At 65.8% G+C, this 16,958-nt stretch carries 17 protein-coding genes; 2 read left to right on the top strand and 15 right to left on the bottom strand.

The annotated features are described in order from the left end of the window. Positions 1-50: 50 nt before the first annotated feature. Positions 51-419 (bottom strand): preprotein translocase subunit YajC, encoded by a 369-nt coding sequence (gene yajC / locus QX135_RS17220; protein WP_172108587.1) that lies wholly within the window; start codon positions 417-419, stop codon positions 51-53. Positions 420-622: 203 nt separating this feature from the next. On the opposite strand from yajC, the gene QX135_RS17215 reads away from it, so the two are divergent. Further along, positions 623-1,639, top strand: coding sequence for an ATP-binding protein (locus QX135_RS17215; RefSeq protein ID WP_315738140.1), 1,017 nt, complete (start codon positions 623-625; stop codon positions 1,637-1,639). Positions 1,640-1,690: 51 nt separating this feature from the next. Here QX135_RS17215 and QX135_RS17210 read toward each other — a convergent pair whose 3' ends face one another. Then, positions 1,691-3,142, bottom strand: a complete 1,452-nt coding sequence (locus tag QX135_RS17210) for a LysM peptidoglycan-binding domain-containing M23 family metallopeptidase (RefSeq protein ID WP_316177962.1) — start codon at positions 3,140-3,142, stop codon at positions 1,691-1,693. 107 nt (positions 3,143-3,249) lie between these two features. Continuing rightward, positions 3,250-3,897: a protein-L-isoaspartate(D-aspartate) O-methyltransferase gene (locus QX135_RS17205; protein ID WP_315738317.1), complete on the bottom strand. Its 648-nt coding sequence runs from the start codon at positions 3,895-3,897 to the stop codon at positions 3,250-3,252. 262 nt (positions 3,898-4,159) lie between these two features. Here QX135_RS17205 and QX135_RS17200 point away from each other — a divergent pair, with 262 nt between their 5' ends. Continuing rightward, a complete protein-coding gene (locus tag QX135_RS17200) occupies positions 4,160-4,543 on the top strand; it encodes a response regulator (protein WP_315738142.1) in 384 nt (127 codons plus the stop codon). A gap of 8 nt (positions 4,544-4,551) precedes the next feature. On the opposite strand, the gene surE is transcribed toward QX135_RS17200, so the two are convergent. From surE to QX135_RS17140, 12 genes are all read right to left on the bottom strand, one after another. Then, positions 4,552-5,319 carry a 5'/3'-nucleotidase SurE gene (surE, locus tag QX135_RS17195; protein WP_315774957.1) on the bottom strand — a complete coding sequence of 256 codons (768 nt, stop codon included), beginning with the start codon at positions 5,317-5,319 and terminating at the stop codon, positions 4,552-4,554. Positions 5,320-5,418: 99 nt separating this feature from the next. After that, positions 5,419-5,775, bottom strand: coding sequence for a hypothetical protein (locus QX135_RS17190; RefSeq protein WP_315738144.1), 357 nt, complete (start codon positions 5,773-5,775; stop codon positions 5,419-5,421). Positions 5,776-5,877: 102 nt separating this feature from the next. Then, on the bottom strand, positions 5,878-7,209 hold the full coding sequence (gene serS / locus QX135_RS17185) for a serine--tRNA ligase (RefSeq protein ID WP_316177960.1): 1,332 nt from the start codon (positions 7,207-7,209) through the stop codon (positions 5,878-5,880). A 118-nt stretch (positions 7,210-7,327) separates the two neighbouring features. After that, complete coding sequence (gene tatC, locus QX135_RS17180; RefSeq protein ID WP_316177958.1) at positions 7,328-8,146, bottom strand: twin-arginine translocase subunit TatC; 819 nt, start codon at positions 8,144-8,146, stop codon at positions 7,328-7,330. Then, positions 8,143-8,670: a Sec-independent protein translocase protein TatB gene (gene tatB / locus QX135_RS17175; RefSeq protein ID WP_316177956.1), complete on the bottom strand. Its 528-nt coding sequence runs from the start codon at positions 8,668-8,670 to the stop codon at positions 8,143-8,145. Before tatB ends, tatC begins: the two co-directional genes overlap by 4 nt. A gap of 112 nt (positions 8,671-8,782) precedes the next feature. Further along, complete coding sequence (locus QX135_RS17170; RefSeq protein WP_006614346.1) at positions 8,783-9,016, bottom strand: twin-arginine translocase TatA/TatE family subunit; 234 nt, start codon at positions 9,014-9,016, stop codon at positions 8,783-8,785. Positions 9,017-9,294: 278 nt separating this feature from the next. After that, a complete protein-coding gene (gene scpB / locus QX135_RS17165) occupies positions 9,295-10,386 on the bottom strand; it encodes an SMC-Scp complex subunit ScpB (RefSeq protein WP_315770791.1) in 1,092 nt (363 codons plus the stop codon). Between the two features lie 19 nt (positions 10,387-10,405). Next, positions 10,406-11,245, bottom strand: coding sequence for a ScpA family protein (locus tag QX135_RS17160; RefSeq protein ID WP_315738149.1), 840 nt, complete (start codon positions 11,243-11,245; stop codon positions 10,406-10,408). Then, positions 11,242-12,270, bottom strand: a complete 1,029-nt coding sequence (nagZ, locus tag QX135_RS17155; RefSeq protein ID WP_315738150.1) for a beta-N-acetylhexosaminidase — start codon at positions 12,268-12,270, stop codon at positions 11,242-11,244. Before nagZ ends, QX135_RS17160 begins: the two co-directional genes overlap by 4 nt. 42 nt (positions 12,271-12,312) lie before the next feature. Beyond that, entirely contained in the window at positions 12,313-13,857 is a 1,545-nt protein-coding gene (locus QX135_RS17150; RefSeq protein WP_316177955.1) for an SPOR domain-containing protein, read from the bottom strand. A gap of 95 nt (positions 13,858-13,952) precedes the next feature. Further along, positions 13,953-15,749 carry an arginine--tRNA ligase gene (gene argS / locus QX135_RS17145; protein ID WP_316177953.1) on the bottom strand — a complete coding sequence of 599 codons (1,797 nt, stop codon included), beginning with the start codon at positions 15,747-15,749 and terminating at the stop codon, positions 13,953-13,955. Between the two features lie 8 nt (positions 15,750-15,757). After that, positions 15,758-16,924, bottom strand: a complete 1,167-nt coding sequence (locus tag QX135_RS17140; RefSeq protein WP_316177951.1) for a deoxyguanosinetriphosphate triphosphohydrolase — start codon at positions 16,922-16,924, stop codon at positions 15,758-15,760. Positions 16,925-16,958: the final 34 nt, after the last annotated feature.

Below are 16,958 nucleotides of genomic sequence, written 5' to 3'. Positions count from 1 at the left end.
CAGAACATCACAAAGAGCGACGGCCGGCGTTCGACTGGCCAGGCCGACGATCAGCTCGCGGCCTTCTCGTCCTTCTTGTCGTCCTTTGCATCTGCCTTCGCGGGCTCGCCCTTGGTGCGGACGCCGGTGATCATCTGGCGCATCTGGCGCACGCGAATGCCGTCGGCGATCTCGAACTCGACCTGGTCGTCGTCGACGACCTTGGTGACCTTGCCGACCAGACCGCCCTGGGTCACGATCGTGTCGCCGCGGCGGACGTTCTTGACGAGGTCGGCGTGCTCTTTGACCTTCTTCTGCTGCGGCCGCAGGATCAGGAAATACATGATCACGAAGATCAGCGCGAACGGCAGCAGCGACATCAGCATGCTGTTGGTGTCGCCAGCGCCGGCGGCCTGGGCATAGGCAGGGGTGATCAGCATGTGGTCGATCCTCGTGGGCAGCGCCCGGTGAGACGGGAATAGCCGGCGAACCACGCTTGTCTCGGCGCGGGCCGGCCTCTTGCGAATTTCGCGCGGAATATAGCGGCAGCAGTCCCAATAGCAAGGCGCCCCGCCCCTTCATTTCGCCCCGCTTGCGGCAGCGGGCGAGGCCCGATATGGCTGCCCCATCAGGAACTTGCAGCATGTCGAAAAAACCAGCCAAAGCCCCGTCCCGCGGTCCCGCCCAAACCGTCGTCAGACGTCTCCAAAAAAGCTCCAAGCCCGCAGCGCAAAAGCCGGCGAAGGTCGCGGCAAAACGTCCCGCCGGCCCTGCTCCCGACCACATCGCCGAGCGCATCGCCCGTGCGCTGGAAGCCATTGCGACGCATCTGGCAACAACCCATGCGGGTGCCGCGCCGGCATTGGACCTCAACGCGGCCGACGCCTTCGTCTGGCATCCGGACGGCCGGCTCTCGACGGTGCCGCGCGTCAGCCGTGTCGAGATCGACCTGCTCAAGGGCATCGACCGGATGCGCGACATCCTGATCGAGAACACCGAGCGCTTCGCCAACGGCCTGCCGGCCAACAACGCGTTGTTGTGGGGCGCGCGCGGCATGGGCAAGTCATCGCTGGTCAAGGCCGCCCATGCCAGCATCAATGTCGCCCGCAAGCCGGCGGACCGGCTCAAGCTGATCGAGATTCATCGCGAGGACATCGAGAGCCTGCCCGCGCTGATGGACATCCTGCGTGCCGCGCCGTTCCACTTCATCGTGTTCTGCGACGACCTGTCGTTCGACGGCAATGACGCGTCCTACAAGTCGCTGAAGGCCGTGCTCGAAGGCGGCATCGAGGGCCGCCCCGAGAACGTCATTCTCTACGCCACCTCGAACCGGCGCCACCTGCTCGCGCGCGACATGATCGAGAACGAGCGCTCGACCGCGATCAATCCGGGCGAAGCGGTCGAGGAAAAGGTCTCGCTGTCCGACCGCTTCGGACTGTGGCTCGGCTTCCACCGCTGCAGCCAGGACGAGTACCTCGCGATGGTCAAAGGCTATTGCAGCCATTTCGACATCGCGGTCGCCGAGGATCAGTTGGAGCGCGAGGCGCTGGAATGGGCCACGACGCGCGGCTCGCGCTCGGGCCGCGTCGCGTGGCAGTTCACGCAAGATCTGGCGGGCCGCCTCGGCGTGCGGCTGACAACGCAAAAAGCCGCGCAGTAATCTGCGCGGCCCAGTGTCGTCCACGATTGCGTGAGGTCAAACGACCGGACCTCACGCCCCGTTGAGGAATTGCAGCGGGTCAACCGGCGACGATCCCTTGCGGATCTCGAAGTGGAGCTGCGGCGATCCGACTTCTCCCGATTGACCCGACTTGGCAATGACCTGGCCGCGCTTGATCGGATCACCGCGCTTCACCATCAGCTCACTCGCATGGGCATATGCGGTGACGTAGCCGTTGGAATGCCGCACCAGGACCAGATTGCCATAGCCCTTCAATTCATTGCCGGCGTAGGCGACGACGCCATCTTCGGCCGCCTTTACCGGGGTGCCCTCGGGAACGGCGATGTTGATGCCATCATTGGACTTGCCGTTGGTCTTGGCGCCATAGCTCGTGATCACCTTGCCGCGCGCCGGCCAGCGGAATGTCGGCAGCGAGCTGGTGGTCTCGGCCGGCCGAGCCGGCTCCTCCTCCTTCTCGGGTGCCGGATTGGCCTGGGCCAGGCGGGCGGTCTGGACCGGACCGGCGGCCGTCGCGACCCGTGTGGTCGGCGCTGGCGCCGGCACGGTCGCAACCGCCTGGGGAACGGTTGCGACCGGAACCACCGGCGCAGCTGCCGCCACGGCCCTGCCAGGGACGGTCAGCCTGGTCCCGAGCTTGAGCGGCGAAGCCTGATCGAGATTGTTGGCGCGGGCGAGCTCAGCCGCCGTCAGATGATTCTGGCGGGCGATGCTGGCGAGTGTCTCGCCGCGGTTGACGAAGTGGACGGTGGCCGGAGCTGCGGGCGCTGCGGCCGCCACCGGCTTCGGCGCAACCATTGGCGCCGCAGCAACGGGCTGGGCCGCGGGCGCAGCCGCGACCGTGCCGGGATGCGGAATGATCAGCTGCTGGCCCGGCGACAACGCGCGCGGGCCCTTGTAGCCGTTCGCAGCCAGGATCTCAGCCGGTGTCACGCGATAGCGCTTGGCGAGGATGTCGAGCGTATCGCTGGTGCCGACGATGATCTTGGTGCCGCTGGCGGGACGCGCGGCGGCGACCGAACGCGGCGGCACGGTGCCGGTGGTCTCGAGGCGCGGCTGGGCCGGCGGAGCATAGGAATGCGCCGGCTGTGCATAGGATTGGTGTGCAGCGACCGGGGGTGCAGCCACGGGGACCGCAGCAGGTGGCGCATAGGATGCGACGCCGCGCCCGCCCGAGGATACGCCTCCCGCACCGCCGCCGGCCGGATAGGATTGCGGAGCCCCGACCGCCGGGGGCGGCAGCGCCGAGGACGAGTAGGCCGGCGCCGGCGCCGGAGCGGGCGTGTAGGGCTGGTGCTGCCGGGGCGGCTGCGCCTGCACCGACCCCGTGGAATCGGATGCAAAGGGGTTTGAAAACGGGTTTTGCGTCTGCGACAGCCGCGTCGACATGTCGGCGCTGCAGCCGGCGACGCCGAACGACATCAGCGCCAATGCCGCAACCTGCGGCAGGCGGCGCGAGCGAAGCAACTCGACGGTAGTGGGCATGGTTACTCACTCGTACGCAACAAACAACGAATTCGAGTAAACACAGCCGCGGTAAATAAGCGCTTAAGCCGCGAATAAAGCGTTGTGCGGCCTGCTGATCCGCACGTTTAAAGTTCGCGCGCAATCCCCGGAATTGCCGGCACAAATCGTACGTCGACGAGCTCTTTTCGGTCGAAACGATCGCCCGTTCGCGTGATCCTGACGAGCGTCTGCACCCCGTGTTGGGGCCCGACCGGCGCGATCAGGATACCGTCCGGCTCCAGCCGGTCGAGCAGGCTCTGGGGAATCTCGTCCATCGCCGCCGTCACGATGATGCGACCGAATTGGCCGCCCCCCGGCGGCAGCGCGTAGCCATCGCCGAGCATGACCTCGACATTGAAGCAGGCGAGCTTCTCCAGCCGCTCCCTGGCCTTGTCGGCCAATGTCCGGAAGCGCTCTACCGTCAGGACATGAGCCGCAAGCCGGGACAGGATCGCGGCCTGGTATCCGGACCCGGTGCCGATTTCGAGCACGCGGTGGGTCTTTTGCAGCTTGAGCTGTTCGGTCATGTAGGCCACGACGAACGGCTGGCTGATGGTCTGCCCGCAAGCGATCGCCATCGCGCTGTCGCGATAGGCGTCCGGGCGGTCGGCCGGCAGAACGAACTCCTCCCGCGGCACCTCCTCCATCGCACGCAACACCGCCTGATCGCTGATCCCCCGCCGACGCAGGGTCAGCTGAAACATCATTTTCTCGGGAGGAGCGGCTGGGGGCATCGGGATGTCGGTTGGTGGGCTCGTGGGCAATTTACCTGCGGGGCGAGGGTTGCGCACCGAATTTCCGCGCCCGCGTCGCAACTACGCACCGACATGGTCCCAACGACGACCGCGTTCCGCACGAGGAACCAAGTCGGGTCCGGTTCGTTCACCTTATGGGCGAGCCTGCCCACGCCACGGCGGTGAAAGATGACATTGTTGACGTTGCGCCATAAGCCGTTATTTGCGAGCGTCAAATCGGGTATGGGCAAGGACTGACATCATGACTGCACCGCGGCCGCCGCGCGGCTCTGTGTTTCTGGTTGAAGACGAAGTCATGATCCGGATGATGGTGGCCGACATGCTCGAGGAGCTCGGCTATACCGTCGCGGCCGAGGCCGGCGAAATCGGCGAAGCGATGCGGCTGGCCGAGAGCACCTTTTTCGACGTCGCCATTCTCGACGTCAACGTCAACGGCAAGGTCATCTCGCCGGTGGCCGATCTCATCAAGGCGCGCAACCGGCCCTTCATCTTCGCAACCGGCTACGGCTCGTCGGGATTGCCGGAGGAATATCGCGACCGGCCGGCCCTGCAGAAGCCGTTCCAGCTCGAGACGCTCGGAAAGGCGATCGACCATGCGCTGCGTGGCGCTGAGCCACAGGGGTAGACGGCGCTTCAGCCCAGAATGTCGCTGAGCTTGCCGGAGAACGCCTCGTCCGTGCGATCCAGGCGAAGCGGAGTCACTGACACGTAGTGCGCCGCGAGGGCCGCGAGGTCCGTCCCCTCGTCGGGCACGTCGAGCGAGGCAGCGCGGTCGAAGCCGATCCAGAAATAGGGATTGCCGCGGCCGTCGCGACGCTCGTCGACCTTCAAGAAGCCGAGATTGCGCTTGCCCTGGCGGGTGACCACGACGCCCCTGACCTCTTCCGGCGCACAGGCTGGGAAGTTGACGTTGATCACCGTGTTCCTCGGTACGCCGGCTTCGAGCACCTTGCGCACGATCTGCGGGCCGAATTTGAGCGCGGTGTCCCAGGACGGCTTGTCACGCGTTGCGACGCTGAATTCCTGCGACAGGGCGAACGACGGCAAGCCGAGAATGGTGCCTTCGAGCGCGCCGGCGATGGTGCCCGAATAGACGACGTCCTCGGCAACGTTACGGCCCTTGTTGACGCCCGACAGCACCACGTCGGGCAGCTTCGCCCCCAGGATATGACGGGCCCCCATGATGACGCAGTCGGTCGGCGTGCCGCGCACCGCGAAATGCCGCGGGCCGACCTCGCGCAGCCGCAGGGGGTCATTGAGCGAGAGCGAATGGGACACGCCGCTCTGGTCCAGTTCGGGAGCCACGATCCAGATGTCGTCGGACAGGGCGCGTGCGACCTCCTCGATCACCTTGAGACCCGGCGCATGGATTCCGTCGTCATTGGTGCAGAGAATCCGCATGGCCACCTTTCCATCCCGTTCAAGACGATTGCCGCGGTGTCTTATCTGCTGCGCGACATCGAGGCAAACCCGCCGCCTCGAGCCGGGTTCGGCAGTGGTTCAGGGCCGAATCCGCCACTGCGGCAGGAACCTGGCGAGCTTCCCTCGCGTACCCAGCCGGAGCAACGCGGCGGGGGTGACGGACACATGGGACGCTGGCGGAGGGACCGGCGAAGGCACAGCGGACTCGGCCAGCGGCGGCGCCGGAAACCGGGCCCGCGCAACACCCAGCGCCTTGTCGAAATCAGCAGCGTTGAACCAGGCCTGATGGCGCAGGGCCTCCGGCGGGCCATCATGCCACACCGCTGCACGATCGATATCGAATGCTCCCTTCAGGCGCTGGTCGACCGCCTGGATGCCGGAGCCGGTGACGGCCCATTGCCGTCCGATCCAGAAAATATCCCGATGCAGAGCCATGATGCCGGTATCTGAAAAGCAATTGCTGAACAGAACCGAGGATACGACCCGTCGGCGCCCACACAATGGCGGCGACCTGGGCGGATGCAATTTGCCGCGGCGCTATGGCTCCGCGGCCACCACCTTGAGGCCGCCCATATAGGGCTGCAGCACATCGGGGACGGCGATCGAGCCGTCGGCCTGCTGATAGGTCTCCATCACTGCGATCAGCGCGCGGCCGACTGCCGTGCCCGAGCCGTTCAATGTGTGGACGAAGCGCGGCTTGCCGTCGCTTCCGCGATAGCGTGCATCCATGCGGCGTGCCTGGAAGTCGCCGCACACCGAACAGCTGGAGATCTCGCGGAAGGCGCCGCCATCGCCCTGCCCGGGCATCCAGACCTCGATGTCGTAGGTCTTCTGCGAGGAGAAGCCCATGTCGCCGGTGCACAGCGTGATGACGCGATAGTGCAGATCGAGCCGGCGCAGCACTTCCTCGGCGCAGGCCAGCATGCGCTCGTGCTCGTCCTTGCTGGTCTCCGGCGTCGTGATCGAGACCAGCTCGACCTTGGTGAACTGATGCTGACGGATCATGCCGCGGGTGTCGCGGCCGGCCGCGCCCGCCTCGGCGCGAAAGCACGGCGTCAGCGCCGTGAGCCGCATCGGCAACTCCTTCTCGTCAACGATGGACTCGCGCACCAGATTGGTCAGGGCCACCTCGGCAGTTGGAATGAGACCCAGCCGCTCGGTCCTGAGGCGCTCATCCGGCGCTGCAATCAGCTCGCCCTTCACGGCCCAGAACTGGTCGTCCTCGAATTTCGGCAATTGGCCCGTACCGAACATGACGTCGTTGCGCACCAGCAGCGGCGGATTGATCTCGGTGTAGCCGTGCTCGGTCGTATGAAGATCGAGCATGAACTGCCCGAGCGCGCGCTCGAGCCGCGCCAGGCCCCTCTTCAGCACGACGAAGCGCGCGCCCGACAGCTTCGCAGCCGATTCGAAGTCCATGGTGCCAAGAGCCGCACCGAGATCATCATGCGGCTTCGGCGCGAAGGCGTAGTTGCGCCGGGCGCCGAACATGTGGCGCTCGACATTGTCGTGCTCGTCCTTGCCGTCCGGCACCTCGTCGAGCGGCAAATTGGGAATCGCCGAAAGCTCGCGCGCCAGCTCCTCATCTGCCTGCTTCGCGGCCGCCTCGAGCTCCGGCATGGTGGTCTTGAGCTTGGCGACCTCCTCCATCAGCGCCGATGCGCGCGCGTCGTCCTTGGCCTTCTTGGCCTCGCCGATTTCCTTGGAGGCGGCGTTGCGCCGCGCCTGCGCCTGCTCGGACGCCAGGATCGCAGCGCGACGCCGCTCGTCGATGGCGAGCAGCTGCGACGACCGGGGCGACAGACCCCGGCGCGTCAGCGCCGCATCGAAACCTTGCGGATTGTCGCGGATCGATTTGATGTCGTGCATGGTCGTTCGGTCCTGGAGACGAAAAGATCTCGGCGAGTCGCCCGGGGTCACGGGCCGGCTTGCACTACCGCGAATGGCAGCGGATGGGAACAGGCCAGGCCGGGCGGGAAGCCCGGCCCTACTCGGCCGGATTGCTGGGCAGATTGCCGGCGCCGGACGACGTGCCGGAGCCCGACTTCGCAGCCGCTTGCTTCTCGACGATCCCCACCGCGATGATGGCGCCTTCGTAGAGGGCCAGCAGCGGGATCGCCAAGGACGCTTGGCTCAGCACGTCCGGCGGCGTCAGCACGGCGGCGATGATGAAGGCGATGACGATGAAATAGCGCCGTTTCTCTTTCAGCATCTGCGAGGTCACGATGCCGATGCGACCAAGCAGGGTCAGGATCACCGGCAGCTGGAACGCGATGCCGAAGGCGAAGATCAGCGACATCATCAGCGACAGATATTCGCCGACCTTGGGCATCAGCGCGATTTGCGCCGTCTCGGGGCCGCCGAGCTGCTGCATGCCCAGTGAGAAGCGCACGATCATCGGCCACACGGCAAAATAGACCAGCATGGCGCCGAGGACGAAGAAGACGGGGGTCGCTATCAAGTAGGGTAGGAAAGCATTGCGTTCGTGGCGATACAGCCCCGGCGCCACGAACTTGTAGATCTGCGTCGCGATGATCGGGAACGAGATGAAACCAGCGCCGAACATCGCGAGCTTGAGCTGCGTGATGAAATATTCGAGCAGCTGGGTGTAGATGAACTTGCTGTTCTCGGCCCCTGCCACCCAGACGAACGGCAGCACCAGGATGTTGTAGATCTGCTTGGCGAAAAAGAAGCAGAAGATGAAGGCCACGCCGAAGCCGAGCAGTGCCTTGATCAGCCGCGACCGCAGCTCGATCAGGTGATCCATCAACGGGGCCTTGCTGGCCTCGATATCTTCGACGGTCATGACGCTTTGGCGTCCTTCAGACGTTCAGCTTCTGCTGACGCAGACATTTCAGGCTGCGGCTCGGGCTTGATTTCACGCACGATCGCCAGCGGCTCGCCCACGGCTTGATGGACTTCAGCCTCCACGAAGGTCTCGGCCACTGGAGGTTCGGGGGTGGTCGGGGTCATCACAGGAGGCTCGGGCGAAGCAGCAGCCACGTCCGATGCTGGTGCCGGCTCGGCGGACTTGTCGATCCCCTCGATATCGAGCGCCTTGTCGACGTCGCGCTGCAACGAGGAGATCACGCCGGTCGGGGTGAAACCGCTGGCCGCCTCGCGGACCTCATCGAAACTCTTCTTGAGGTCGGCCATCTCCGCTTCGCGCATCGCCTCCTGGAACTGGCCCTGGAACTCCGAGGCCATCCGGCGCGCCTTGCCGATCCATTGCCCGACCATGCGCAGGACGCCCGGAAGCTCCTTGGGACCGATCGCGATCAACGCGACGACCCCAATGACGAGCAGCTCACTCCAGCCGATATCGAACATGAAACAATCCGCCTACGCGACGACGCCTCTGATCCCGCCTGCCCGGGCCTGTCCGAACAGGTCCCGGTGCCGTCCCTGCGGGAGCGCGCCGCCCGCGCCTTTCACGCGCAGATCACACGGCTTTGCTGCCGACATCCGTGCGGGTGGCTGAAGGTGTCGCGCCGTGGTCGATCGACTTGACTGGCTCGGTCTTCTCCGGCGCCTTGTCGTCGTCCTGCATGCCCTTCTTGAAGGCCTTGATACCCTGCGCGACGTCGCCCATCAGATCGGAAATCTTGCCGCGCCCGAACAACAGCAGGACGACCGCGATCACGACGATCCAGTGCCAAATGCTAAGCGAACCCATCCTGCAACCCTCCAAACACCGGCGCAGCCTTCACCCGACTGCCCGTCGACGCTACCGCCGAAACCGCGCCATATCCATGGACTTGACCGCGACACTTCGCTTCTAGCATTCGATTGCGAAACAGCAACACGAACGCGGCCTGTCACTGGCCAAAATAGCGCGCGGACAGCCCGATCTGGGCGGAAGGTAGGCGCCAACGCCTCCAAAAACAAGCACTTAAGGTCCGACAAATCGAGGCCGGACCTACGCAATAACGCGAGTGTTAACGGCTCCGACCGCTAGTTTCGGTGCGGCGAGCCGTCCTCGTCGGTATCGCTGTCGTGCGCGTCATCGGCTGCGTCGATCTCGTCGTCTGTCGCGTCGACCTCGGCCTGTGCTTCTGCCTCGTCGTCTGCCTGAGCGTCAGCGTCGGCAGACAGCTCGATAACGGCCCCGTCGTCCGGCCCGACCTCGATCTCCTCGACGGCCAAGTCCACCTCGGTGATCTCGGTTTCCGCATCGTCGCCCGGCAGTTCCAGATCGCCAATGGCGACCTGCGAGGAGGCGTCGTCCTGAACGGAGGTCTCAGCGGTCACCATGTCGCCCGCGGCGGCCTCGGCCGCAGCCGTGTCGGCTGCGGCTGTTTCCATCTCCGCCGTTTCGGCCTCTGCGGCCTCAGCTTCGCCCGGTTCGGCCTCGACCGCCGGCGCAAGCGCCAGATCGAGATCGCCCGGGTCCAGCGGCTCCTCGTCCTCCCGGAGCGTCGGATCGTCCGATGGCGTCGGGACGGTGAAGCCGGTCGGCAGGCGGGAATCCAGCAGGCCCGTGCCCTTCAGCTCTTCCAGGCCTGGCAGATCGCCCAGGGTCTCCAGGCTGAACTGGGCCAGGAACGCATCGGTGGTGCCGAAGGTCAGCGGACGGCCCGGGGTCTTGCGGCGCCCGCGTGGCTTGATCCAGCCGGTCTCCAACAGAACGTCCAACGTTCCCTTGGAGGTGACGACGCCGCGGATCTCTTCGATCTCGGCACGCGTCACCGGCTGGTGATAGGCAACGATGGCCAGAACTTCGATCGCCGCGCGTGACAGCTTGCGCGTTTCGGTGCTCTCGCGCGTCATCAGCCAGGCGAGATCACCGGCGGTACGGAAGGTCCACTTGTTGGCGACGCGCACGAGGTTGACGCCGCGATTGGCGTATTCCGCCTGCAGTTGCGCCAACGCGGCCTTGATATCGACACCTTCAGGCATACGCTTGGCAAGCGTGGCCTGCTCGAGCGGCTCGGCCGAGGCAAACAAGAGTGCCTCGAGGATGCGCAACTCTTCGGGGCGCACCTCGGGCTCGCTCGTCGCGATCTCGTCGGGCTCTTCCATGCGCAGTTCCGCCAAGCTTGCCATGGCAGGGTCTCCTTCTTCGTTACTCAACCGTCAAGTCCGGCGCAGCCATGGCGCCGGGCTGGATCGGTGGACGCTTACGAAAATACAGCGGCGCGAACGCCTGCTTCTGGTTCAGCTCGAGCTGCCCTTCGCGGACCAGCTCCAGCACGGCCGCAAAGCTCGATGCGAAGACGGTGGCCTTTTGGGCCGGCTCGGCGACGTAGCTCAGCAGATAGTCGTCGAGACATCCCCAGTCGTCCGACACCTCGGTCATGCCGACGAGCCGTTCGAGCGACGCGCGCGCCTCGGCGAGCGACCAGACGGTGCGCTTGGCCATATGAACGGATGTCACGACACGTGCCTGCCGCTGAATGGCGTAGGCCGACAGCAGGTCGAACAGGGTGGCTGTGAACTTGGGGCGGCGGACTTCCGCGATCTCTTCCGGATTGCCGCGGGGAAACACGTCGCGCTGGAACTGCGGCCGATTCATCAGACGATTGGCGGCCTCGCGGATCGCCTCCAGGCGGCGCAGCCGGTTGGCGAGCGCGGTCGCCATCTCCTCGGCGCTCGGCCCTTCCTGCGCTGGCGGCTCGGGCAACAGGAGGCGCGACTTCAGGAAGGCGAGCCAAGCCGCCATCACCAGATAGTCGGCAGCGAGCTCGAGCCGGATCTTGCGCGCGGCCTCGATGAACTGGAGATACTGGTCGGCCAACGCCAGGATCGAGATCTTGGCGAGGTCGACCTTCTGCTGCCGCGCCAGCGCGAGCAGCAGATCGAGCGGGCCCTCGTAGCCCTCGACGTCGACGACCAACGCCGGTTCGGCCTCGGCCAGCTCCGTGGTGGGCCGGCCGGTTTCAAACGACAGAATTTCAGCGGTCATGCGCTCGCGGGTCCCAGCCGGTTGATCAAGGCGTCGAGCTCGCCGCGCGCGGCGTCACGATCGAAGCCTGTGGGTGCCTTGCGCGCCGCAAGCGCGCGATCGGCGCGAACCAGAGCCTGGCCGGCCAGCTCCGGCGTCTCGGCCGCGACCGCCTGCATCTCGTCCAGTCGGCCGTTGCAGTGAAGAACCATGTCGCAGCCGGCCGCCACGATCGCACGCGTGCGCTCGGCGATCGATCCGGCCAATGCGTTCATGGAAACGTCATCACTCATCAACAAACCCTGGAACCCGATCCGTTTGCGAATCACCCGTTCGATCATTGTCGCAGAAGTCGTGGCCGGATGGGCGGCGTCGATCGCGCTAAACACAACATGTGCAGTCATCGCCATCGGGAGGTCGGCCAGCGGCCTGAAGGCGGCGAAATCGGTTGCGTCGAGTTCCGCTTCTGGCGTGTCCACGGTCGGCAGCCGGAAATGGGTGTCGGCGGTGGCACGGCCATGCCCCGGAATGTGCTTCAGCACCGGCAGCACGCCGCCCTGCTCCAGCCCCTCCGTCACCGCCCGGGCGATCGCCGCCACCTTTTCTGGCGTCGTGCCATAAGCCCGATCCCCGATCACCGCATCAGCGCCGGCGACGGGGACGTCGGCGAGCGGCAGGCAATCCACGGTGATGCCGAGCTTGAGCAGGTCGTCGGCGATCAGGCGGGCGCTGAGCCAAGCGGCACGGAGGCCTGCGGCCGAATCAAGATCGTAGAGACGGTCGAACACCACGCCTGCGGGATAGGCCGGCCAATGCGGCGGCCCCAGCCGCTGCACCCGGCCCCCCTCTTGGTCGATCAGGACTGGAGCCTCGGCGCGGCCGACGCAGGCCCTTAATTCCTCAACCAGTGCAGTCACTTGGGTGGGTGACTGGACGTTGCGTTTGAACAGGATGAAACCCCAGGGGCTGAACTCGCGGATGAACGCGCGCTCTGCGTCGGTGAGATCAGGCCCGGAGATGCCGGTAATGAAAGCCCGCATGGTCATGCGGGCCGCATAGACCCCGCCTCGGGGGCGGTCAAGCAAGCCTTACTGGTTGCTAAACGGGAAACACTGTCCGCCGGCGGTTTTCAACGATCCGCACATCTTGTTGGCCTCTTCCTTCGTCGCGAAAGGCCCGACGGCTGCGCGGTACCTGACACCGCCCTTCTCACCCAGATCCATCCGCCTGATGATCGGCTCATATTTGCCCAGCACGGCGCCGTATTTGTCCTGCACCGCCTTGTAGGACGACATCGCCTCCGCCTCGCTGGCCTGCGACGAGATCGAGACCAGATAGCCGCCGGTACGATCATTCTGGGTCTGCTCGGTGACCGGCACGGCCGCGGCGATGCGCGCCGGTGCGGCGGCCTGCGGTGTCAGCGGCATCGGGCTGTCATTGGCGGCCGACGCGTTGGCGTTGGCCGGCGATTTGCGGCCCTTCGGCGTCGCCGCCGGCTTGGTTGCAGGCGTCGCCGGCATCGGCGGATCGGCCGCTGCGGCCTGATTGCCCCCCGTCACGGACAGCGTCTTGATCGGACGCGGATCACTGTTGGGCAAAATGCCATTGGCGTTGGCCATTTGCGACATCGGGGCCGCACCGGCGCTGACCGGCGGCGGAGCCGCATTCTGGTTCATTTGCGGGAACACCACGCGCGGATTGCCGCCGCGGGCGTTCAGATCCATCGGCGTCTCCTCGCGGGACACCAGCTTCTCGCCGCCGTCATTGCCGAGCAGGCGATCCGGCACCTTCGGCGTCGGATCCTGCTGGGCCATGATCTTGGTCGGACTGTTGTCGGCGCGAATGATCGGCGGCTCGCCAGTGCGGCCGGACGAGATGTAGGTCTTGTAGCCATAGGCGCCGCCGGTGCCGACCACCGCAAGGGTCAACACCGCGAGCACGGTGCTCATGCCGCTGCGCCGCCGCGGCCGCTCCTCTTCCTCGCCCTCGTCGTAGCCGTCCTGATAGCCGTATTGGCCGTCCTGGAAATCGTTGTCGCCCTGAAACCCCTGCTGTCCCGAGCCCATCTGCCCGAACAGCGCATCGTCATAGCGCGAGGAGTCCGGCTCGTTGTCATCGAAGCTGTTGTCGCGGTTGTAGTCGCGGTCGTTCTCGGCGAACCCGTGGCGCGACTCCCCGACGCTGTAGTCGAGCTTGGACAGCTGGTCGGCGAACTCCGCGTTCGGATAACCCTGCTGCTGCCGGGGCGCGGGCGCGAAATCCTGGTCCGGGAAGCCCGGCTGGCCGCGCGGATCCTGATAGCCCGCCGGAAAGGCCGGCGGTGCCGGCGCCGGCTGCGGCGGCTCGCGGCCGATGTCGGCGAAGGGATTGGCGGCGGCAGGCTGGGCACGTTGCATCCAGGCCGGAGCGCCGGCAGGAGGCATGCCGGGAACCGGCTGTTCTGGCGCGGGCGCGGCGGGGCGCACCATCGGACGCGACTGAGGTTGAGGAGTTGCCCGGCCCGACGCGGCAAAAGGATCGTTCTGCCCGATCAGGCGAGCGAGTTCGGCGAGCGGATCGGCATCGGCCTGCTGGTTTCCACCACGGCCAAAACCATCAGCGGGAAAGGGTCTGTCCTGGTAACGATCAGCCATCGTGATGAAGCGTCCCTGCGGGTGAGCCGCATATGCGTCCTAAGGCGGACCCTGCCAGATTGAGGCCCCCAACTGAAGTCGTGTGTTTCCCCCAATCAGCGCATTGCATCAGGAGCATTAACGCCCAAGATCGCAAGTCCCGACGCCAGAACCGAGACGACGCCCTGAACCATGGCCAAACGTGCCTTGGTCAATTCTGCATCATCATCGATAATGAAGCGTAAATAGGGCAAATCCCGCCCCCGCGTCCAGAGGGCGTGAAATTCGCTTGCAAGTTCATATAGGTAGAAGGCGATCCGGTGCGGCTCATGCGCTACGGCCGCGCTCTCAACCGTACGTGGGTACAGTGCCAGCCGTTTCAAGAGGTCGTGTTCAGCCGGGTCGGATAGTTTTTCGAGATTCGCCTGCGCCAGGAACGCGAGTCGCGCGCCCTCCGCCTCCGGCAATTCGGGCAGGCTTTCCCGGGCATTGCGGAAGATCGAATGCCCTCGCGCGTGGCCGTACTGGACGTAGAACACGGGATTGTCGCGCGACTGCTCGATCACCTTGGCAAGGTCGAAATCGAGCACGGCGTCGTTCTTGCGGTAGAGCATCATGAAACGGACCGCATCGCGCCCCACTTCATCAACAACTTCCCGCAAGGTGACGAAGTCGCCGGAGCGCTTCGACATCTTCACCGGCTCGCCATTGCGCAACAGCTTGACGAGCTGCACGACCTTGACGTCGAGCACGGCCTGCGCAGCCGTGACGGCCTTCACCGCCGCCTGCATGCGCTTGATGTAGCCGCCGTGATCAGCGCCGAATACGTCGATCAGGTCGGCGAAGCCGCGCTCGAACTTGTGCCGGTGGTTGGCAATGTCGGAGGCGAAATAGGTGTAGCTGCCGTCCGACTTGATCAGTGGACGATCGACGTCATCGCCATAGGCGGTGGCGCGGAACAGGAGCTGCTCGCGATCCTCCCAATCCTCCACCGGCGCGCCCTTGGGCGGCGGCAGACGGCCTTCATACACGTCGCCCCGCTCGCGCAGGAACTCGATCGTGTCGGCAACCTTGTTGGTGCTACCTGCAATCAGCGAGCGCTCCGAAAAGAACACGTCATGACGGATGTTCAACGCGGCGAGATCGTCCTTGATCTCGGCCATCATCATCGCGATCGCCTTGTCGCGTACGATCGGCAGCCACTCGGTCTCAGCGAGCGCCTTGAGCTTGTCGCCGTACTCGCTCGCGAGCGCCTGCCCGACCGGCTTGAGATAGTCGCCGGGATAGAGCCCATCCGGAATCGCGCCGATATCCTCGCCGAGCGCCTCGCGATATCGGAGGAAGGCGGAGCGCGCGAGCACGTCGACCTGCGCGCCGGCGTCGTTGATGTAGTACTCGCGCGTGACGTCGCGCCCGGCGAACTGCAGCAGGCTGCATAGCGCATCGCCGAACACCGCGCCGCGGCAGTGCCCGACATGCATCGGCCCGGTCGGATTGGCCGAGACGTACTCGACATTTACCTTCGGCGCGCCGGGCACCGGCGCGACGCGCCCGTAGGCGGCGCCTTCGCGCAGGATCGTGCCGAGCGCTTGCGCCCAGACTGCCGGCTGCAGGGTCAGGTTGATGAAACCGGGCCCCGCGACATCGACCTTCGCCACGAGAGCATCGGCGCGCAGCCGCTCGGCGATCACATCGGCGAGTTCGCGCGGCTTGGCCTTCGCCTCCTTGGCGAGCACCATTGCGGCATTGGTGGCCATGTCGCCGTGACTCGGATCGCGCGGCGGCTCGACCACCACGCGCGAAAAATCGATGCCCTCGGGCCAGCCGCCCTGCTTGGCGAGCGCGGCGCAGATGGCGTGGACACGCGCGAGCATGTCGGCAAAAAGGTAAGGGGTGGAAGCTTGTTCGACCATGCCGCCGCCTAACGCAAATCCGGAGTCGAGTCAAAAAGCCGGTGGTGCTCCGTTAAGGCGAAACGGTCCGTCATTCCGGCGATAAAGTGGCCGATGCGGCGAGCCCGATCGCCCTCGCCCTCGCAACCGTCCAGCCAGCCCGCGGGCAGCGTCGAACCGTCCTCATGGTAGCGGCCGTACAGGTCGGCGACGATGCGCTCGGCATCGCGCATCACCCGCATCACCCGCTCATGGCGGTACATCCGCTGCCAGAGAAACCCCTTGATGGTCGCCTCGTGCTCGGCCACATCGGCCGGAAATGCCACCAGCGGCCCGCTGTGCCGCCTGATGTCGTGAGGCGACATCGGCTGCGCCCGCGCGATCCGGCGCTCGGTCTCGGCCGCCACGGCTGCGATCAGGTACGAGATCAGCTCGCGCACCAGTTCGGCGCCGCGCCGGATCGGATCGAGCGCCGGATATTGGCGGTCGATCTCGGCGATCATCGCCGCGAGCAGCGGAATCTCCTTGAGGTCGTCGACCGTGAACAGGCCGGCGCGCAGCCCGTCGTCGATGTCGTGGGCATCATAGGCGATGTCGTCCGCCAGCGCCGCGACCTGGGCCTCGAGCGAGGCGTAGCTCCACAGCTCCAGGTCGAACCGGGCGTTGAACTCGGTAATTCCCGGCGGGATCGGCTCCTGCAACGGCCCGTTGTGCTTGACGATGCCCTCGAGCGATTCCCAGGTCAGGTTGAGTCCGTCGAAATCCGGGTAGCGCTGCTCGAACGACGTGACGATGCGCAACGTCTGGGCATTGTGGTCGAAGCCGCCATGGTCCGCCATGCAGCGGTTCAGCGCGCGCTCGCCGGCATGGCCGAACGGCGGATGGCCGAGATCATGCGCCAAGGCCAGCGTCTCCGTCAGGTCCTCGTCGAGGCCGAACTGGCGGGCGAGCGCGCGGGCGATCTGGGCGACTTCCAAAGAATGGGTCAGACGGGTGCGGTAGTGGTCGCCTTCGTGGAAGACGAACACCTGGGTCTTGTGCTTCAGCCGTCGGAAGGCGGTCGAATGGATGACCCGGTCGCAATCGCGGCGAAAAGCGCTGCGGGTGCGGGACGGCGGCTCGGCGAACAGGCGGCCCCGGCTGCGATCGGGATCGCAGGAATAGGGAGCGCGGGGGGCAGCCATTCCGACCGACACGGGCGATTGTTCCTTTTGCGGTTTGATTCCTCGG

It is taken from the genome of Bradyrhizobium sp. SZCCHNR1098 (assembly GCF_032489375.1).
GTDB lineage: Bacteria > Pseudomonadota > Alphaproteobacteria > Rhizobiales > Xanthobacteraceae > Bradyrhizobium.
The sequence above is the reverse complement of the archived record's forward strand: the minus strand, read 5'-3'. Positions and strand labels throughout refer to the sequence as shown.

Coding starts and splice junctions, on each gene's coding strand:
- yajC (WP_172108587.1), bottom strand. CDS start 419: ATGCTGATCACCCCTGCCTATGCCCAGGCCGCCGGCGCTGGCGACACC.
- QX135_RS17215 (WP_315738140.1), top strand. CDS start 623: ATGTCGAAAAAACCAGCCAAAGCCCCGTCCCGCGGTCCCGCCCAAACC.
- QX135_RS17210 (WP_316177962.1), bottom strand. CDS start 3,142: ATGCCCACTACCGTCGAGTTGCTTCGCTCGCGCCGCCTGCCGCAGGTT.
- QX135_RS17205 (WP_315738317.1), bottom strand. CDS start 3,897: ATGCCCCCAGCCGCTCCTCCCGAGAAAATGATGTTTCAGCTGACCCTG.
- QX135_RS17200 (WP_315738142.1), top strand. CDS start 4,160: ATGACTGCACCGCGGCCGCCGCGCGGCTCTGTGTTTCTGGTTGAAGAC.
- surE (WP_315774957.1), bottom strand. CDS start 5,319: ATGCGGATTCTCTGCACCAATGACGACGGAATCCATGCGCCGGGTCTC.
- QX135_RS17190 (WP_315738144.1), bottom strand. CDS start 5,775: ATGGCTCTGCATCGGGATATTTTCTGGATCGGACGGCAATGGGCCGTC.
- serS (WP_316177960.1), bottom strand. CDS start 7,209: ATGCACGACATCAAATCGATCCGCGACAATCCGCAAGGTTTCGATGCG.
- tatC (WP_316177958.1), bottom strand. CDS start 8,146: ATGACCGTCGAAGATATCGAGGCCAGCAAGGCCCCGTTGATGGATCAC.
- tatB (WP_316177956.1), bottom strand. CDS start 8,670: ATGTTCGATATCGGCTGGAGTGAGCTGCTCGTCATTGGGGTCGTCGCG.
- QX135_RS17170 (WP_006614346.1), bottom strand. CDS start 9,016: ATGGGTTCGCTTAGCATTTGGCACTGGATCGTCGTGATCGCGGTCGTC.
- scpB (WP_315770791.1), bottom strand. CDS start 10,386: ATGGCAAGCTTGGCGGAACTGCGCATGGAAGAGCCCGACGAGATCGCG.
- QX135_RS17160 (WP_315738149.1), bottom strand. CDS start 11,245: ATGACCGCTGAAATTCTGTCGTTTGAAACCGGCCGGCCCACCACGGAG.
- nagZ (WP_315738150.1), bottom strand. CDS start 12,270: ATGACCATGCGGGCTTTCATTACCGGCATCTCCGGGCCTGATCTCACC.
- QX135_RS17150 (WP_316177955.1), bottom strand. CDS start 13,857: ATGGCTGATCGTTACCAGGACAGACCCTTTCCCGCTGATGGTTTTGGC.
- argS (WP_316177953.1), bottom strand. CDS start 15,749: ATGGTCGAACAAGCTTCCACCCCTTACCTTTTTGCCGACATGCTCGCG.